The following is a 17970-nucleotide window of genomic DNA, read 5'->3' as shown; positions in this document are numbered from 1 at the left end:
TCTCGTTAATGCGTGTCGCCCACCATTTTCCGTGGTTGCACCCAGGCATTAAACTCCGCTTCGCTCACATAACCCAAAGCCAGCGCAGCGCTTTTTAAAGTGGTTCCTTCGCGATGCGCTTTTTTTGCGATTTGCGCCGCTTTGTCATAGCCGATATGCGGATTTAACGCCGTAACCAGCATCAGAGATTCGTTTAGCAACGATTCAATCCGCTCGCGGTTCGGCTCAATGCCGATTGCGCAATGATCGTTAAAGCTGCGTGCGCCATCCGCCAGCAAGCGGATCGATTGCAGCACATTATGCGCAATCATGGGGCGAAAAACATTCAATTCAAAATTGCCGCTTGCACCACCGAAATTGACCGCTACGTCATTACCAAATACTTGACAGCACAACATCGTAACGGCTTCAGACTGGGTCGGGTTGACTTTGCCTGGCATGATTGAACTGCCCGGCTCATTTTCTGGGATCAATAATTCGCCTAAACCACAACGTGGTCCACTTGCCAGCCAACGAATATCATTGGCGATTTTCATCAAGCCAGCCGCCACGGTTTTAAGAGCGCCATGCGCATGCACCAGAGCATCAGCCGCCGCCATAACTTCAAATTTATTCGGCGCGCTAATAAACGGGAGTCCTGTCAGCGCGCTAATTTCGGCCGCGACTTTATCGGCAAAAGCCGGATGCGCATTTAGCCCCGTCCCCACCGCAGTACCACCTAAAGCCAGTTCATACAAATGTGGCAAAGCAGCTTCTAGATGGCGCATTCCCTGCTCAAGTTGCGCCACATAACCCGAAAATTCTTGACCCAGCGTAAGGGGCGTCGCATCTTGTAAATGGGTCCGCCCAATTTTAACGATGTCCGTAAAAGCCTGCGCTTTTGCCGCCAGCGTATCGCGCAGCGTTTTTAAGGCAGGCAATAATGTATTCGCAATGCCATCAGCCGCAGCAATATGCATTGCCGTTGGGAAAACATCATTGGAGGATTGCCCACGATTAACATCATCGTTCGGGTGAATTTTACGCGCTTCTCCGCGCTCACCACCCAGCAACTCACTCGCACGGTTCGCAATCACCTCATTCAGGTTCATATTCGTCTGCGTACCTGAACCGGTTTGCCAGACGACCAACGGAAATTCATCAGGGTGCAGGCCAGCGACGATTTCGTCAGCAGCCTGAACAATCACATTGGTTTTATCGGCAGGGAGTATCTCAAGCGCATGATTCACGGTGGCGGCTGCGCGCTTAACCTGAGCCAGCGCGCGGATTAATTCAGGCGCTTGCTTTTCATTTGAGATTTTGAAATTGTGTCGTGAGCGTTGCGTCTGCGCGCCCCATAAGTGGGCTGCAGGCACAGCAATGTCACCAAATGTATCACGTTCAATGCGAGTTTTTTCTTTCATGTGCGGAAGTCTGGACGGCTAAGAAGAACAAGCCGAACATTATATACCGACTCAAAAGACTGCAAACTGATTCAAAAGAGTTTATTGCAGGTGACAGCAGCACTCATTAAGCCAATTATAAGAGGGGGCGCCAGTTAACTTCGATTCCGACGTAAGCGCTGAATCGCCGCCAACTGAGCTGCCGCATAAGCAAGCTCTGCTTGTGCTGTCGCATATTCAACGTTTGAACCCGTATTTTGTAGGGCCTCTTCAGCCTCGCGGCGTGCTTGCTCAGCTTTTGCTTGATCAAGGTCTTGGCCGCGAATTGCGGTATCAGCTAAAACTGTCACCACGCCGGGTTGGACTTCTAGTATGCCGCCAGCGACAAAGATAAACTCTTCAGCGCCACCTTCCAGCTCAATTCGCACTGCACCGGGACGGATTCGGGTCAGTAATGGTACATGGCCAGGCAAAATACCTAACTCACCCTCTTCACCCGGAAGCGCAACAAATTGCGCCTGCCCCGAGAAGATCTGCTCCTCGGCGCTGACGACGTCTACTTTGATGGTTGCCATATAAATTCCTGCGTGAAGTCCGCTTTATTGGATTGTCTTCGCTTTTTCAAACGCTTCGTCAATCGTGCCGACCATATAGAATGCTTGCTCCGGCAAATGATCACATTCGCCATCGGCAATCATCTTGAAGCCACGAATCGTTTCGGCAAGCGGTACATATTTGCCTGGCGCGCCGGTAAAGACTTCCGCCACATGGAACGGTTGCGATAAGAAGCGCTGCATTTTACGCGCGCGGGAAACAGCTAACTTATCTTCTGGCGCGAGCTCATCCATGCCAAGAATTGCGATAATGTCGCGCAGCTCTTTATAACGCTGCAAGATAACCTGCACGCGACGGGTGATCGTGTAATGCTCTTCGCCAATCACGTTTGGATCAATTTGACGCGATGTCGAATCAAGCGGATCAACCGCCGGATAAATCCCCAATGAGGCGATGTCGCGGGATAATACAACGGTTGCATCAAGGTGACCAAAAGTCGTAGCAGGCGAAGGATCCGTTAAGTCATCGGCTGGCACGTACACGGCCTGCACCGAAGTAATCGAGCCGGTCTTAGTCGAGGTAATGCGCTCCTGTAGACGGCCCATTTCTTCGGCCAGCGTTGGCTGGTAACCCACGGCGGATGGCATCCGACCGAGCAAAGCCGAGACCTCAGTACCCGCTAACGTGAAGCGGTAAATATTGTCAACGAAGAACAATACATCACGACCTTCATCCCGAAAGTGCTCAGCCATGGTCAAACCCGTTAAAGCTACACGCAAACGATTGCCTGGCGGCTCATTCATCTGGCCGTAAACTAGGGCAACCTTGTCGAGCACATTGGAGTCCTTCATCTCATGGTAAAAATCATTACCTTCACGCGTGCGCTCGCCAACCCCGGCAAAGACAGAATAACCACCGTGCGCTTTCGCAATATTGTTAATCAGCTCCATCATATTAACCGTCTTGCCAACCCCAGCACCGCCAAATAGTCCGACCTTACCGCCCTTGGCAAAGGGACAGATTAAATCGATCACTTTAATGCCGGTTTCAAGCAATTCAGTGGATGGCGAGAGCTCGTCAAACTTAGGCGCTTTTTGATGGATCGAACGCTGATGCTCGCTCTCAATAGGACCCGCTTCATCGATCGGCCGACCTAACACGTCCATAATGCGGCCCAACGTTGGTTTGCCAACCGGCACTTGAATCGAGTTACCGGTATTTTTGACTGTCAGACCGCGCTGCAAACCTTCAGATGAGCCTAGGCAGATCGTGCGCACTACGCCGTCGCCAAGCTGTTGCTGCACCTCAAGGACGAGTTCGGATCCATCTAGCATCAGTGCATCATAAATTTTCGGCATCTGCGCGCGCGGAAATTCGACATCAATCACCGCACCGATGCACTGTACGATTTTGCCTTCTGCCATCGTGGTACTCATCAATTTTCCTTTAGCTATCTTTAAAGATTTTAAAATGGGTTGCTATGCCCATCAGATCATGTTTTGGGCCATCGAAAGGCCATTAAACTGCTGCCGCGCCACTCACAATTTCGGATAATTCCTTCGTGATGGCGGCTTGGCGGCTTTTGTTATAAACCAACTGCAAGTCGTTAATCACCGTCTTGGCATTATCCGAAGCAGCCTTCATCGCAACCATGCGCGCCGACTGTTCAGACGCCATATTTTCCGCTACGGCCTGATAAACCAGCGTCTCGACATAACGCAGCAGCAATTCATCGACCACGGCTTGCGCATCTGGTTCGTAAAGGTAATCCCATGCATGAGACTGACTCGTCTGCGGCGCCGTAGGCGACGCCACATTATGCTCACTGCGCGGGTTAAACCGTTCAGCGGCTAACGGCAATAACTGCTCGATCACCGGTTCTTGTTTCATTGTATTAACGAAACGAGTGTAGGCTAGGTATACTGCACTGAGCTTACCTTGCGCATAAGCGTCAAGCTGTACTTTAACCGCCCCAATTAATTTTTCCAGATGTGGAGTGTCGCCCAATTGCACGACATGCGAAGCTATTTTGACGCCCATGCGGCCCAAAAAACTAAAGCCCTTGCCACCAATTGCCGTTGCTTCGATCCGCAAACCTTGCGCTTCAAGTGTTTTAAACTTCGCCATCGCGGCACGCAAAATGTTTGTATTCATACCACCGCACAACCCTTTATCGGTTGTCACTAGAATGATACCAGCTTGCTTAGCAGCTTGATTTTGCGTAATGAACGGGTGCTTGTATTCGAGGCTCGCCTGACTCATATGAGCCGCGATCTCTCGTACTTTCTCGGCATAAGGACGAGCCGTGCGCATACGCTCTTGCGCCCGACGCATCTTTGAAGCCGCCACCATTTCCATCGCTTTGGTGATCTTACTCGTGTTTTGGACACTTTTGATCTGGCCGCGAATTTCTTTCATGCCTGCCATTCATTACTCCTGATTTTGCCTCGAAGACCAGCCCTTTCGTGCATCCGGCCTTCTATGCTCCGCATTTTGCGCATCAGAGACCTCAAGCAATTGACCGTTTAAAATCTTTAAGCACTGCATGTAGCGCCGTTTCATCACTTGCCGAGAGCTCTTTTTTCTGCTCAATGCGCTGCACCAAATCAGCATGGCTGGTTTTGAGGTGTTCGCGCAAGTTTTTTTCAAAGCTAGCGACTGCGTTGATTTCAACCTCGTCAAGGTAGCCATTATTTGCAGCAAAGAGTGCAACCGCCAGCTCCCATACTTGTAAGGGATTATATTGCGGCTGTTTAAGCAGCTCCGTCACACGCCGGCCCCGCTCAAGCTGTTTGCGCGTAGCTTCATCTAAATCCGACGCAAATTGCGCAAAAGCAGCCAACTCACGATATTGAGCCAGATCCGTGCGAATCCCGCCTGACAATTTTTTGATGATCTTAGTTTGTGCAGCACCGCCGACACGCGAGACCGAAACCCCAGCATTAATCGCCGGCCGAATCCCAGCATTAAAGAGGTCCGTCTCCAAAAAGATCTGACCATCCGTAATCGAGATAACATTGGTTGGCACAAAGGCGGTTACGTCACCCGCCTGGGTTTCAATCACCGGTAGCGCCGTAAGTGAACCACTTTTACCTTTTACTTTGCCTTCAGTAAATTTCTCAACGTAGGCTTCGCTGACCCTTGCCGCCCGCTCAAGCAAACGCGAGTGTAGATAAAATACGTCGCCAGGATATGCTTCACGACCAGGCGGCCGGCGCAATAGCAACGAAATTTGACGGTAGGCCCAGGCTTGTTTAGTTAAATCATCGTAAATAATTAATGCATCTTGGCCACGGTCACGGAAATACTCTCCCATCGTGCAACCTGCATAGGGGGCGATATATTGCATCGCCGCCGAATCTGACGCTGACGCAGTGACAACAATCGTGTATTCAAGCGCGCCATGCTCTTCAAGCTTGCGCACCACGTTCATCACCGACGCTGCTTTTTGCCCAATTGCAACGTAAATACAAACTAGATCTTTGCCTTTTTGATTAATAATGGTGTCGATTGCGACTGCAGTTTTACCTGTTTGGCGATCACCAATAATCAATTCACGCTGGCCACGGCCAATCGGCACCATCGCATCAATGGATTTCAGCCCGGTTTGCACGGGTTCTGAAACAGATTTACGCCAAATCACGCCTGGCGCAATTTTCTCAATTGCATCGGTTTCTTTGGCGTTAATCGGGCCTTTACCATCGATTGGCTGACCCAACGCATCCACTACGCGGCCAATCAGCTCTGGCCCAACCGGCACTTCCAAAACGCGGCCCGTACACTTTACGGTATCGCCTTCAGAAATATGCGTGTACTCGCCCAAGATAACCGCACCGACTGAGTCACGCTCAAGGTTGAGCGCAAGACCAAAAGTCTGCCCAGGGAATTCAAGCATTTCACCTTGCATCACGTCGGAAAGCCCATGAACGCGACAGATCCCGTCAGTTACAGATAATACGGTTCCTTGATTGCGAAGCTCCGTGTCAGCGGTAAGACCTTGAATCCGAGTCTTAATAAGTTCACTCACTTCCGCAGGGTTAAGCTGCATATTTTGCTCCTAATCATTCAATTCTGGAAAAACCATCTGCTATGCTGTGAGCACTGAACGCATCTGCGCTAGCCGTGTGCGCACCGAAGTATCGTGCACTTTATCGCCAACCGTGACACAAATGCCACCAATCAAAGCCGGATCTACTGTCACATGCGGCTTGAGCTTACAGCCAAATTTACGCTCTAGCGCTAAAATAAGGGAGGACAAAGCTTCGCCTTCAAGCGCAAAAGCACTGGCAATCAGCGCATCTGCGGCGCCTTCGCTGGCGTTTTTTAGCGCCTCAAATTGTGCTGCGATTTCATTTAAAACTTGCAGCCGGTGGGCGCCAGTAATGATGCGCACAAAATTTTTAATCTGCTCAGCCGATTCGTCAGCAGGCAGCGCCAACCCTGACAGCAGCAATTCGTAGATTTGCTCGTGCTCTATCTTAGGATTAGCCGCTAATGCACGCACTTCAGGCAAACTAGCCATCTGCGCCAACTGCTGCAACCGACCAGACCAGGCGGCAAGGTCACTGCCTTGCGCGACCTGAAAAAGCGCCTCAGCATAAGGCCGAGCGAGGGTAGCAAGTTCCGCCATAATTAAAGCTCGGCTTTAAGCTGCTGCAATAATGCAGCATGCGCTTTACTATCAATTTCGCGCCGCAGAATTTGCTCAGCGCCCTTGACGGCAAGATTAGCCACCTCATTGCGCAAGGTTTCACGCGCCGCGATTAATTGCTGGTCAGCTTGTGACAGCGCTTGCGCAATAATCCGCGCGGCTTCATTGTGCGCATTCTGCTTGATTTCCTCAGCGCTTACCTGGGCCCGCTTTTCAGCGTCAGCAACACGTTGTTGACCTTGCTCACGCGCTTGCGCAAGGGTCTGCTCAACTTGTTTATTCACAATGGCTAACTCAGCCTTGCCTTTTTCCGCTGCCGCCAAACCATCGGCGATTTTTTGCGTGCGCTCATCCAGTGCATTGATCAACGGAGGCCACACGAATTTCATCGTAACCCACGCGAGGATCAAAAACACCACCGCTTGCGCAACGAGGGTTGCGTTAATATTCACGATGTGCCTTTATTATCAAAATACACGGGATTTTTAGCTTGCTGCTAGCGGAGCCAGCAACGGATTCGCAAAAGCAAACAACATTGCAACCCCAACGCCAATCAAAAAGGCCGCATCAATCAAACCTGCCAGCAAAAACATTTTCGTTTGCAGTGGGTTCATCAATTCAGGCTGGCGCGCGCAAGCCTCAATATATTTACCACCCATCAGCGCAATACCAATACATGCACCAATTGCCCCTAGGCCAATAATAATGCCGATCCCTATCGCAGTAAGTCCTTGGATATTGGCGATAAAAGCTTGCATGACAACTCCTTTATTTAAAATTTAAAATGAAAATTAATGACCATCGTGTGCTTGACCCAGATACACCAGCGTCAGCATCATAAAAATAAATGCTTGCAACAATACAACTAAGATATGGAATATGGCCCACAAACTTCCCGCTATCACGTGGCCGACAAAGCCCAGAATGGAGGCATCCAAACCAAAACTCCATAAACCGCCAAGCAATGCAATCAGCAGGAATAACAGCTCTCCTGCATACATATTACCAAACAGCCGCATCCCCAACGAGACGGTCTTAGCCAGATATTCAATAATATTCAGTAGCAAATTAAACGGCCATAGTGCAGGGTGCTTACCGAAAGGCGCCGATATTAATTCGCGCGCAAAGCCCCCGAAACCCTTCACTTTAACGCTGTAATACAGCACTAAAAGTAGTACCCCAAGGGCCATCCCTAAGGTTGCATTGAGATCAGCCGTCGGCACAATTCGGTGATTAGGAATGACGCTAGCTAGACCAAGCCAACTAATGATTTGCGCAGGCAAATCGACCGGCAGCAAATCCAACGCATTCATGAATACAACCCAAAGAAACACAGTTAAGGCAAGTGGCGCAATAAAGCGGCGACTACCGTGAATCATTGATTTCGATTGGCTTTCAACCATCTCAACGAGAAGCTCAATCGCGCACTGGAAGCGAGAAGGCACTCCGCTAGTGGAGCGCCGTGCGGCAAAATAAAGCACGCCAATTGCAGCCAAACCCATGAGAATCGACCAAAATAAGGTATCCAGATTCCATACGGAGAAGTCCACAATTGAAGTTTGTGGCTTATTCGAAAAATTCTGCAGATGGTGCCCAATATACCCAGAAGGGTTTAGGGCCTGATTTGCTGTATCGGCCGTCATATCTCAAATTTACGTTTTTAACTCAATTCAACAAAATTCTCTGTGCGATTATCCGCAATTGGGTTACCTTTACCGCAGAATCAGCGCGGCCCAATATACTTTGAGCACGACAATATAAGTTCCCAGTAAAGCCAGCCAATTTAGAGCGGGAAAAAAAACCGCGGCCGCGACAAACATCGCGATGGTCAGGCCAATCTTCATTACCTCGCCTACCACCCAGCTTGCCACCGACACTTGCGCGCTTAAGCGCAATGCAAACAAAGCTGAGGGTATCCAACCTATTGCGCCACCGGTTAAAGCAGATAACGCGGCATTACTTGGCTTACTGGCAAACGCGCCACATAACATTGCCATCACAACGGACAACGCTATTTGCGCCTGCACAACTTTGAATGGAGTGATCCGCATTGAGCGCTTCATTTAAACCACTAAGCGGAAGAACAAGAGGATACTCATCTGTTGCCACTTTTACGAGGCTGGCAGCTAAGCAAGACTGTGCGCTTATTCAACAAACAGCGCCGGCAATTGTAAGCGATTCTTCGGTGGAGCTCAAGTTTTTGTGTCGGGCTACCACGGCGCTCGTATTATTGAAGTTAAGAATCGCTTCCACAAGTCCGGCCGTCAGCCCCGGAATGAAACACTCTCCCTTTCGACTTATAAAAAAATAAAAATTATTGCCTAACGCTTTTTCTTTTTCTATATTTAACACCAGCATAGTCTTTTCGTGGCGTTGCGCCCATGGGAGTCCCTATTTATGTATTCCTTGCTATGAAATTATTCAGAGTTTTATTAGTAAAGGTAATTCTTAGAGGATGAGGCAATGAAAAAGCGGCAGAAATGGTTAGGTTGGTGCGCACTGATTGGCATGTATCTCGCTTTGAGCAGCCAGGTTGGAGCTCAGCCCGTAGATGTAAGCACCACTGATATAAAGATTTCCCAAAAAGGCCTGAACTTTAGCCAAAATAACTCCTTACTAAACGTTTGGATAGATCAAGCAGAACAATATGAAATGGGAGCTAGAAAAGAAGCGGTACAAAGGATACGGGCTGCCTATGAGAATCAGGCAGTGTCGTTGGATCTTTCTGGCCTCAAAATTACCAGCCTGCCTCCAGAACTAGAAGCACTGTCAGAATTAAAAAATCTAAATTTATCGAACACATTAATTGACAGCTTTCCAAGTTTTTTATCTGGCCTGAAAAACCTTGAATGGCTAAATTTAGCAGACACGCCTATAACGATAATTCCAGAAGGCTTGGGAAATATGTCTAATTTACAAGTTTTAAACTTGTCAAAAACCAATATAAAAACATTACCAAATAGCATAGGAAATCTTATTAATTTGAAAAAACTTAACATTTCTAAAACACAAATTTTAGAAACAGAGTTACCAGAAACAATAATTTGTCTTAACTTAGAAGAAATGATATGGCCGGACGGAGAACGTACGGTTCCTAATTTATGAAATATACAGCAGTTAGTGCAAATAAAATTTACATTAAACCTGACTTTTTATATTTATGCAGAGGTCTAAACAATGGCTAGTGTGTTATTAAATATGGGGTGTGGGTATTTACCGTTAGTGCCAGACGATTTAAAAATTAATGGTCGAAATATATTTGACTACGTAATAAATTACGATCCTCTGTATCTCGTAAATAAAGAAGACCAAGAAAAAGATAAAATGATGACTGATATGAATTTTATTAGATGTTTTAATGGGGTTGAACGTGATAAAGCACAATTTACGCAATATGTACACGAAATAAAAAATGAAATTATAGATGTAATTTTAGCTATTTCTCCTTTCGGTTTTAGCGTAATAAATAGATGGAATCATAATTTATTAATATATGGAGGCTTTGTTATAATCATAGGAAATACTGCAAACCCTTATCTCAACAATGAGAAAAGATTATTCGACGAAGCAGATTTTCAGCAAGAGTACACAATGTTGGATGAAAATAATATACCAAGCATTGCAAAATCTATAATCGGAAAAGTAAAAGAGGTAGAAGAAGAAAAAAGGGGGATTTCTAACACAACTGGTTTGGATAATGCTAGAAAAACACCATTAAATTCATTCAGGGTGGCGAGAAAAGGAACTATTGGAGCTTCTTATCAGGCTGGATTGGTTGGATATGAAAATGGTATTATGCAATAAAAATATTTAGATGCACTTATTTTTTCTATATAACTGTGGGCTGCCCCCTTGTGTAAAAATCCAGCAATACTCCGAAGCGCTCGTGATCAAGTTCAAGCTGGCTGAGAGCGTTAGACAAATGATTTTCAAGAGTATCCAGGCTATCAAAAGCGCGATTGTAGAAGTATTTTTCGCACAATTCATTCCAGATATGCTCCTGAGGATTAAGTTCAGGAGAATAGGTAGGCAGAAAAATCAAGCGCAGACTCCCTAGAGCAGGAAGAAAAACCACAGCCATGGAATTTTGTAAGTGATTCTTTGGCAGAACTCAAATTTTTGTATCAAGCTACCTCTTCAAAAAATTTTTCATTAAAATGCGAATCTGTATGGCCAGCTTGAATTGAGGATGAGAGATCGTTTGCCAATTCATAGTGAGACAAGGGTTTTAGCCGTATAAAACTGCATGGCATGATTCAAATCGCTACGGGATGGACTGACTCGCACTTACATGCATTCGCCATCAACCATGAACGTTATGGCAATGCTGGAATGTTCGACGATTGGGACGATGGCCCCATAAATGGAAAGCGCGTGCGTCTAAATCAAATTACCGCTCCTTGTTCGCGCTTTATCTATCAATATGATTTTGGCGATAGTTGGGAGCACGAAATCAAGATAGAGAAAGCCGTCACCTCCGAAGCTGGGATAAAACCGCCCTATTGCGTGGCTGGCGAAAGGGCAAGCCCGCCAGAAGATTGCGGTGGTGTCAGGGGCCATGAGGAAATGCCGGAAACCTTAGCTGGACCTCTGTGCGAAGAACAATCCGAATTAATCGAATGGCTCGAAGTTGAATTTGATCCAGAGCAGTTTGATCTTTATAAGATCAATCGAAATCTCAAACATCTACAGAAATGAAGATACCTGTCATGGGTTCCAAAATTTAAGCCGGCAATCCAAATTCTTTTGTAATAATCTATGAATTTTGTTGTTACTTTTTTTATTGGCGCGATGCTATTCTTAAATTGAATTGTGTTGCTCAGGAATATTTGATATTAACCGAACAAAAAATGCCATAAAGCCATCCCTAGCTGTAACGGCTCGCATTTGAAACCAGCCATGCTCGCAATCAGTGCATTTTCTGGCTCAAATTAAGTGAAAATGAAAAGCTGTTCATGCTCAAGTTAACTGCAAATGAGCTTGCATTTATCAAGATCGGCTTGCATTCTATCGCCACGTGCTCAGATTAATTGCAAACTAAATTCCTCCAAACACTCTGTTATCTCACAGCCAACGGTGCCTGGCGCTTGCTTCTGTAGCGCAAATACGTGCATAACCGTAGAGCGCCATAATCCATAGAAACTGTTTCATTAGCCTTTAGAGGCTAAACAATGTCGTGCCGAAAAGCTAAAACAGGACCCTATTGAGACACAAAAAACGTCTCGTTGGCACGTCCTATTAGAGCGTACCTATACGATACAATCAGATCATGACGCATGATCCGAGGCAAATCCAAATGGGCCTAGAACAAGCAGTTGTGTCACCAGCCGCCATTTCGATCACAGCAATGCTAACCTAGCATTCATAATAAACAGGTCACCATTAAAATTGAATTTCCGTATAGTGGCTGATTACGACACTGTTTTTCGCCTATTTTTGAGAGCTTTGTGCAGGTGAATTTGTCGACCGTTGCCATCGTGTCGCAAAACTGAAATTTTACGACACGATAGGCAGAGCAAGCGAGCACATCCGCTATTATGCGAAACCCTGAACTAACCCTAAAATCTTTTTTCTGGCGGACAGACGAGGAGAAGATGATCGGTTGACTGATGCAACGGTCGGAAAACCCTCTGTCTGTATGCCTCGATCCGTCTTAGAAAGCCCCTATTGCCTTTGACTGATAGAAGGAACAACCATTGCCTCCTCCTCATTTTGTGCGTCCGGCTGCTCGACTTGGTTTCTCGTGCTTAGGTAAGTAGCGAAAGGAATACCCGCGGCTTGCTGGGCGTGTTGAAGCGCTTGCCTAAATTCAGTTTCCTGCTCTGGATTCCCAAAAGGAACCGTCTGCAGTCCTTGAGCGGTATGAAAATATAGGGTGCCGTCCTGTACATAGAAAGGTGCACTCTGATCAAAGCGTTGTTCAAGTAAGTATTCTTTATAGATAAATTCTATCTTCTGCCTATTAAGCGTTGGCAATAAATGATAGCACGTCGAGCGGTGTTTGCCTAACGCATCAGCAGCGCTGCTCCTCACTTCCTCGTCCCTGTCCTTCGTCAGCGCGATCAAGGCCAGCAGGGCCGACTCCGGTAACGAAGATTGCTTCCCTAACGCATCAGCAGCGCGGAGTCTCACGTCCTTGCTCTCATCCTTCGTCAGCGCGATCAAGGCCAGCAGAGCCGACTCCGGTAACGAAGACTGCTTCCCTAACGCATCAGCAGCGCGGCTCCTCACGTCCTTGCTCTCATCCTTCGTCAGCGCGATCAAGGCCAGCAGGGCCGACTCCGGTAACGAAGACTGCTTCCCTAACGCATCAGCAGCACGGCTCCACACGCTTCCGAACAAGCTCTCGAGCAAGCCCCCGTTCCGGTCCCGGTCCTTCAGCAGCGCGATCAAGGCCAGCAGGGCCGACTCCGGTAACGAAGACGGCTTCCCTAACGCATCAGCAGCGCTGCGCCTCACGTACCCGTTCTCATCCTTCGTCAGCGCGGTCAAGGCCAGCAGGGCCGACTCCGGTAACGAAGACGGCTTCCCTAACGCATCAGCAGCGCGGCTCCTCACGTCCTTGTTCTCATCCTTCGTCAGCGCGATCAAGGCCAGCAGGGCCGACTCCGGTAACGAAAACTGCTTCCCTAACGCATCAGCAGCGCGGCTCCTCACGTCCTCTTTCTCGTCCTTCATCAGCGTGATCAAGGCCAGCAGGGCCGACTCCGGTAACGAAGACTGCTTCCCTAACGCATCAGCAGCGTTGCGCCTCACGTACCTGTCCTTGTCCTTCGTCAGCGCGATCAAGGCCAGCAGGGCCGACTCCGGTAACGAAGACTGCTTCCCTAACGCATCAGCAGCGCGGCTCCTCACGTACCCGTTCTCATCCTTCGTCAGCGCGATCAAGGCCAGCAGGGCCGACTCCGGTAACGAAGGCGGCTTCCCTAACGCATCAGCAGCGCGGCTCCTCACGTACCCGTTCTCATCCTTCGTCAGCGCGATCAAGGCCAGCAGGGCCGACTCCGGTAACGAAGACTGCTTCCCTAACGCATCAGCAGCGTTGCTCCTCACGTCCTTGCTCTCATCCTTCGTCAGCGCGATCAAGGCCAGCAGGGCCGACTCCGGTAACGAAGACTGCTTCCCTAACGCATCAGCAGCGCTGCTCCTCACGTCCTTGCTCTCATCCTTCGTCAGCGCGATCAAGGCCAGCAGGGCCGACTCCGGTAACGAAGACTGCTTCCCTAACGCGTCAGCAGCGCTGCGCCTCACGTCCTCTTTCTCGTCCTTCATCAGCGTGATCAAGGCCAGCAGGGCCGACTCCGGTAACGAAGACTGCTTCCCTAACGCATCAGCAGCGCTGCGCCTCACGTCCTTGTTCTCATCCTTCATCAGCGTGATCAAGGCCAGCAGGGCCGACTCCGGTAATGAAGACTGCTTCCCTAACGCATCAGCAGCACGGCTCCACACGCTTCCGAACAAGCTCTCGAACAAGCCCCCGTTCCAGTCCCGGTCCTTCAGCAGCGAGATCAAGGCCAGCAGGGCCGACTCTGGTAACGAAGACTGCTTCCCTAACGCATCAGCAGCACTGCGCTTCACGCACCCGTTCTCATCCTTCGTCAGCGCGATCAAGGCCAGCAGGGCCGACTCCGGTAACGAAGACGGCTTCCCTAACGCATCAGCAGCGCGGCGCCTCACGTCCTCGTCCCTGTCCTTCGTCAGCGCGATCAAGGCCAGCAGGGCCGACTCCGGTAACGAAGACGGCTTCCCTAACGCATCAGCAGCGCGGCGCCTCACGCCCCTGTCCTCGTCCTTCAGCAGCGCGATCAAGGCCAGCAGGGCCGACTCCGGTAACGAAGACGGCTTCCCTAACGCATCAGCAGCGCGGCTCCTCACGTCCTTATTCTCGTCCTTCGCTAGCGCGATCAAGGCCAGCAGGGCCGACTCCGATAAAGAAGATCGATAATTGAATGCTGTTGCAACCGCTTGTTTTGTTTGCGCTGATGTCGCCTTCTGAAGGCACTGGAGCAATAAATGCTCGGGAAACGTAGGCTGATACGCTAGTGTGGATTCTTTTCTATTGTCGATTTCCAATTGCAGCCATTGCGCCAAACTTTGCCCCAGCTGCTCTCGAATTTTGGGCGGCAGCCCAACGCCTGGCGCACTGGACGCTTCATGCAGGCAGCTCATGATGAGGCGCTGATGATGCGCACCAAGCAAATCACGCGGTTCCGCTTCGAGCAAAATAAAGAACCGATTCAGGGCTTCTCCGCGTAACAGGCCTGCAACAAACCACCACAGAATCTCATAGCGTGGGTTGTATTTGTATTGACGAACAAATGCTTCGGGTGTCGCTTTCGTCCATTTCTTGGTGTCGATAGACAGCAGGGTGATCTCCCGACCCGCTTCCCAATGCTGAACAAAATGTTTGGCCGCAAAGAACTCCTGAAACGTCAAATGCATGAAGTGGTAGCTATGTTGGTTCTCCTCTGCATCATCGGTATGCAGGAACGAGAGTTTTTTGAGGTTAGCTTCCAACGTAAAGGGGAGCTTCATCCCTTGTGCCTCAAGCTGCTCAATGAGCGCATGCAGGTCTCGCTGATTAAATTCAATTTGATTACGCTGCAATCCCTGAAAAGCTAAGGTACTCAGAAAATTGTGCTCGGCTTTCACTAATCTATCGATACGGGATGGGCTTAGCGCGTTAATGTGGCTCGCGGTTAACAGCTCCCCCCCTTCCCGTTTACCCAAACGCAGCATATCCTTGCGCCATAATTTATTCATCATGGCTTGATATAAAGCGGTAACGGTCATCGCGCCTGGCGTCTCTTTTTGCATGCGCTTGATTTCATCCCAACTGTAACAGAGCGCGTCTAACTGGATGGGCACATTGACCAGTCCTTGGATGAAGGTATTGGTCTGGATGAAGTGCTTGATCTCCTTAGCGTCCGAAGTTGTCATTACGTCCCGATTGTCGAGATAGGCGGTGACGTTTTCCGGGCTAAAACCCACCGTCTCCAACTCCAAATCCATCGTTTGGGCCTGTTTCAAATCCACATAAGGCCGAGAGGTAATCAGCACAGCAGGCTGATTGAGCAACTGCTTAAGAAACTCAGACATAGGTTCGTGCTCTCCCCATTCCTGGGCGATCTCATCCCAGCCATCGAGCACAAAGAGGGTTTTATCTTTAGCGGGCCCGCTGATGTGTGTTTCGAGTGCCTTCGCTAAAGCCTGACCGTTGGGGTGGCTCTGAAAATAGGTTTCATGAAACAAGGTGAATAGATCACAGCTTGATTTGCCCTTTAGCGTGCGCAGCGGAATCCAGAACAGCCAGTCAAAGCGATCCCGCCATTGTGCTTTCTGCGTGTACTCGTAAACGATCTTTTTGGATAAGGTCGTTTTGCCTACGCCAGCCCGACCTCGAATCAGAATCCGTTGTGGGATCGCGGTCTTTCCATCGCTTAATTCTCGAGGATCAAACAGCTTCTCGAGTGGCACTAATTTCTGTTGATTGGAATCGATTGCCTCGAAACTCGGCAAGCGATGAAAGTGATTTTGCCCTGCCGCTTCGCCCTCTTTAGGCTTCTCCTCTTCCCTGCGCGCTTTGTTGTGTTCCACGATCGCCAGATTGATATAACAGTCTTTCATCGAGAGCGGTGGACCAGATAGCCGCTGAATCGCTAGACGGTCAAGAGAAGCATAGCGGGTTAAGGCCGTTTGCAGTGCGTGCGCATCTACTTGCGTTCGCAGCGCTTGCAGCGTGTCCTGGACACTCTGGGATATCTGCCCCCATACGCGTACATATTCCGCAGCCTTAGGCGCCGATGCTTCGCTGTTTAAGCGCTTAATCAAGTCGGCATAGGCTGTCCAAAATGTGCGTAGCAGCGCTTCTGCACCATTTTGCGCCAGCAGCCGCTCCAACAACTTAAAGAAAACTAGATGACGCCCCTGCTGCTGGTACACGGCCTGACCGCTCGCCTGCTGTGAGGCAAAGCGCGGCATATCTTCAATGCGAACCGTAGTTGCTTTGACAAAATCCTGAACGCAGAGTTCATACCCATTGGCACATAATGAGACAGGAATGATGCCGTGCTGATCCAAATAGTCCGTGCGGATTTTTAAAAAAGCCATTTCCGTCAAAACATGATGAAAGTCCGCTTTCTGGGAATATGTATTGACGACCTGCCGTATTTCGGCTTCAGCCTGTGCGGGGTCTTGTTGAGTCAGCCCGTAGGCTTTTTTCAGGTCTGTACAATAGGCTTGATAGTGTTTTCCCGCTTCTCCCCATTGCAGATAGTGCCCTAAGACCTGCGAACCACACACAATTACTTTATCGACCGGTTTGATCGCGCCGATGGGTGTAGGCAACAAACAGAGCTGACTGGTGAGAATATCGTCTACCCTGGCCGCGTCTGCTCGGGTGCTTAACGCAGTTGGCGCTTGCAACCCCTTTGGCCGTTGATCGGAATAGAGATTGATGCCTAGCTTGACCAGGTGATCAATCAGAAATTTCGCCGTACCTGCATCCGCCATGCCGTAATGCGGGTTGTCATGGGCGTACACTAAAAAGACACTGGGCCATACGCTCGATAAATTCAAACTCTGAAACGTCTTCAGCGTTTCCGTAAACAACTGGTTAACCAAGTCATTCTTTTCCTGAATGCTTTCGAGTATGCGTGACGAGAATGCTGCGTTCTGGACAGGTTCAGCCAATGTGGATGGGGTATCGGCGGAGATGGCAGAGGAGGGGTTGACGGTGGAGAGTGGCGCAAGAGCATGCAAGGTCTCGCTGGTCTGCGCGGCGATGAGAGGCCGGTTTGTCAGCGCAGCCGGGGGCAGCGTTGCACCGGCCGAGAGAGTGCTTGACCGAGGGGCTAGGCCAGGATGGCCCCACTTTTGCGCTTTTTTATAGCTTGCCTGCGCCCTATCGGGCTGCCCTAACTGGTCTAACATTTGGCCGCGCTCAAAGTAAGTCGCACCAATTTTATTGCGCAGTGTTTGATCGGCCAGTGTCTCAGGGGAAGACGCCTTTTTGAAGGCTTGCTTTGCTTGGGACAACGAGATTTCCGCATCGTCAAAGAAGATTGCAGCGAGATAGCTATCCTGGGTTTGTCGAGCGTTGTTTAAATAAGCGTTGGCAAGGCCAAGCATTTGCTCTGCAGAGAGCGCGCTGCGTGATGACGAAAAGATGCTGCCCAACATATCACTTCCCCTTTGTTATTTTTTGCTAGGATCAAGTGCGGTAAGAGCATGATGGGTATCGAATGATACGCGCGCTCCTTGATCAGTTGTTCCGGCACGGACGGCGAGTATATCTCTACTGTGCTAGTTCTGTCACCGGTTGAGCACGCAACTTAAGTGCTCAAAAGAGGGAAGCAATGTCCGGTTGATCGTTCCAATGCG

At 49.3% G+C, this 17970-nt stretch carries 16 protein-coding genes; 3 read left to right on the top strand and 13 right to left on the bottom strand.

All coding sequences use genetic code 11. The features are described from left to right. Positions 1 to 5: 5 nt before the first annotated feature. The 11 genes from fumC to MCB1EB_RS00145 all read right to left on the bottom strand — a co-directional run bounded on the left by fumC (position 6) and on the right by MCB1EB_RS00145 (position 8946). The gene (gene fumC, locus MCB1EB_RS00195; RefSeq protein WP_045363884.1) at positions 6 to 1403 is read right to left on the bottom strand and encodes a class II fumarate hydratase; all 1398 of its coding nucleotides are present in this window, start codon (positions 1401 to 1403) and stop codon (positions 6 to 8) included. Between the two features lie 134 nt (positions 1404 to 1537). Continuing rightward, on the bottom strand, positions 1538 to 1957 hold the full coding sequence (locus MCB1EB_RS00190; RefSeq protein WP_045363887.1) for a F0F1 ATP synthase subunit epsilon: 420 nt from the start codon (positions 1955 to 1957) through the stop codon (positions 1538 to 1540). Between the two features lie 24 nt (positions 1958 to 1981). After that, the gene (gene atpD, locus MCB1EB_RS00185; RefSeq protein WP_045363890.1) at positions 1982 to 3373 is read right to left on the bottom strand and encodes a F0F1 ATP synthase subunit beta; all 1392 of its coding nucleotides are present in this window, start codon (positions 3371 to 3373) and stop codon (positions 1982 to 1984) included. 82 nt (positions 3374 to 3455) lie between these two features. Beyond that, positions 3456 to 4364 carry a F0F1 ATP synthase subunit gamma gene (gene atpG, locus MCB1EB_RS00180; protein WP_045363893.1) on the bottom strand — a complete coding sequence of 303 codons (909 nt, stop codon included), beginning with the start codon at positions 4362 to 4364 and terminating at the stop codon, positions 3456 to 3458. Positions 4365 to 4446: 82 nt separating this feature from the next. Continuing rightward, positions 4447 to 5985 carry a F0F1 ATP synthase subunit alpha gene (atpA, locus tag MCB1EB_RS00175; RefSeq protein ID WP_026921732.1) on the bottom strand — a complete coding sequence of 513 codons (1539 nt, stop codon included), beginning with the start codon at positions 5983 to 5985 and terminating at the stop codon, positions 4447 to 4449. Positions 5986 to 6024: 39 nt separating this feature from the next. Further along, positions 6025 to 6567, bottom strand: coding sequence for a F0F1 ATP synthase subunit delta (locus MCB1EB_RS00170; RefSeq protein WP_045363896.1), 543 nt, complete (start codon positions 6565 to 6567; stop codon positions 6025 to 6027). Between the two features lie 2 nt (positions 6568 to 6569). Continuing rightward, positions 6570 to 7040, bottom strand: a complete 471-nt coding sequence (locus tag MCB1EB_RS00165; protein WP_045363899.1) for a F0F1 ATP synthase subunit B — start codon at positions 7038 to 7040, stop codon at positions 6570 to 6572. Between the two features lie 33 nt (positions 7041 to 7073). Then, on the bottom strand, positions 7074 to 7346 hold the full coding sequence (atpE, locus tag MCB1EB_RS00160; RefSeq protein WP_026921729.1) for a F0F1 ATP synthase subunit C: 273 nt from the start codon (positions 7344 to 7346) through the stop codon (positions 7074 to 7076). A gap of 33 nt (positions 7347 to 7379) precedes the next feature. Next, positions 7380 to 8231 carry a F0F1 ATP synthase subunit A gene (gene atpB / locus MCB1EB_RS00155; protein ID WP_026921728.1) on the bottom strand — a complete coding sequence of 284 codons (852 nt, stop codon included), beginning with the start codon at positions 8229 to 8231 and terminating at the stop codon, positions 7380 to 7382. 69 nt (positions 8232 to 8300) lie between these two features. Then, on the bottom strand, positions 8301 to 8651 hold the full coding sequence (locus MCB1EB_RS00150) for an ATP synthase subunit I (RefSeq protein ID WP_045363902.1): 351 nt from the start codon (positions 8649 to 8651) through the stop codon (positions 8301 to 8303). 85 nt (positions 8652 to 8736) lie between these two features. Next, positions 8737 to 8946 (bottom strand): hypothetical protein, encoded by a 210-nt coding sequence (locus MCB1EB_RS00145; RefSeq protein ID WP_045363905.1) that lies wholly within the window; start codon positions 8944 to 8946, stop codon positions 8737 to 8739. A gap of 105 nt (positions 8947 to 9051) precedes the next feature. On the opposite strand from MCB1EB_RS00145, the gene MCB1EB_RS00140 reads away from it, so the two are divergent. Both MCB1EB_RS00140 and MCB1EB_RS00135 read left to right on the top strand, forming a co-directional pair. Beyond that, positions 9052 to 9693: a leucine-rich repeat domain-containing protein gene (locus tag MCB1EB_RS00140; protein ID WP_052393891.1), complete on the top strand. Its 642-nt coding sequence runs from the start codon at positions 9052 to 9054 to the stop codon at positions 9691 to 9693. A 72-nt stretch (positions 9694 to 9765) separates the two neighbouring features. After that, positions 9766 to 10392: a hypothetical protein gene (locus MCB1EB_RS00135; RefSeq protein ID WP_045363908.1), complete on the top strand. Its 627-nt coding sequence runs from the start codon at positions 9766 to 9768 to the stop codon at positions 10390 to 10392. Between the two features lie 25 nt (positions 10393 to 10417). On the opposite strand, the gene MCB1EB_RS00130 is transcribed toward MCB1EB_RS00135, so the two are convergent. Further along, positions 10418 to 10669, bottom strand: coding sequence for a transposase (locus tag MCB1EB_RS00130; protein ID WP_126353803.1), 252 nt, complete (start codon positions 10667 to 10669; stop codon positions 10418 to 10420). 170 nt (positions 10670 to 10839) lie between these two features. On the opposite strand from MCB1EB_RS00130, the gene MCB1EB_RS00125 reads away from it, so the two are divergent. Further along, the gene (locus tag MCB1EB_RS00125; protein WP_052393894.1) at positions 10840 to 11286 is read left to right on the top strand and encodes a plasmid pRiA4b ORF-3 family protein; all 447 of its coding nucleotides are present in this window, start codon (positions 10840 to 10842) and stop codon (positions 11284 to 11286) included. Positions 11287 to 12252: 966 nt separating this feature from the next. Here the strand turns inward: MCB1EB_RS00125 and MCB1EB_RS00120 are convergent. After that, entirely contained in the window at positions 12253 to 17769 is a 5517-nt protein-coding gene (locus tag MCB1EB_RS00120) for a HEAT repeat domain-containing protein (RefSeq protein ID WP_126353802.1), read from the bottom strand. Positions 17770 to 17970 lie beyond the last annotated feature (201 nt).

It is taken from the genome of Mycoavidus cysteinexigens (assembly GCF_003966915.1).
Lineage (GTDB): Bacteria > Pseudomonadota > Gammaproteobacteria > Burkholderiales > Burkholderiaceae > Mycoavidus > Mycoavidus cysteinexigens.
The sequence above is the reverse complement of the archived record's forward strand: the minus strand, read 5'-3'. Positions and strand labels throughout refer to the sequence as shown.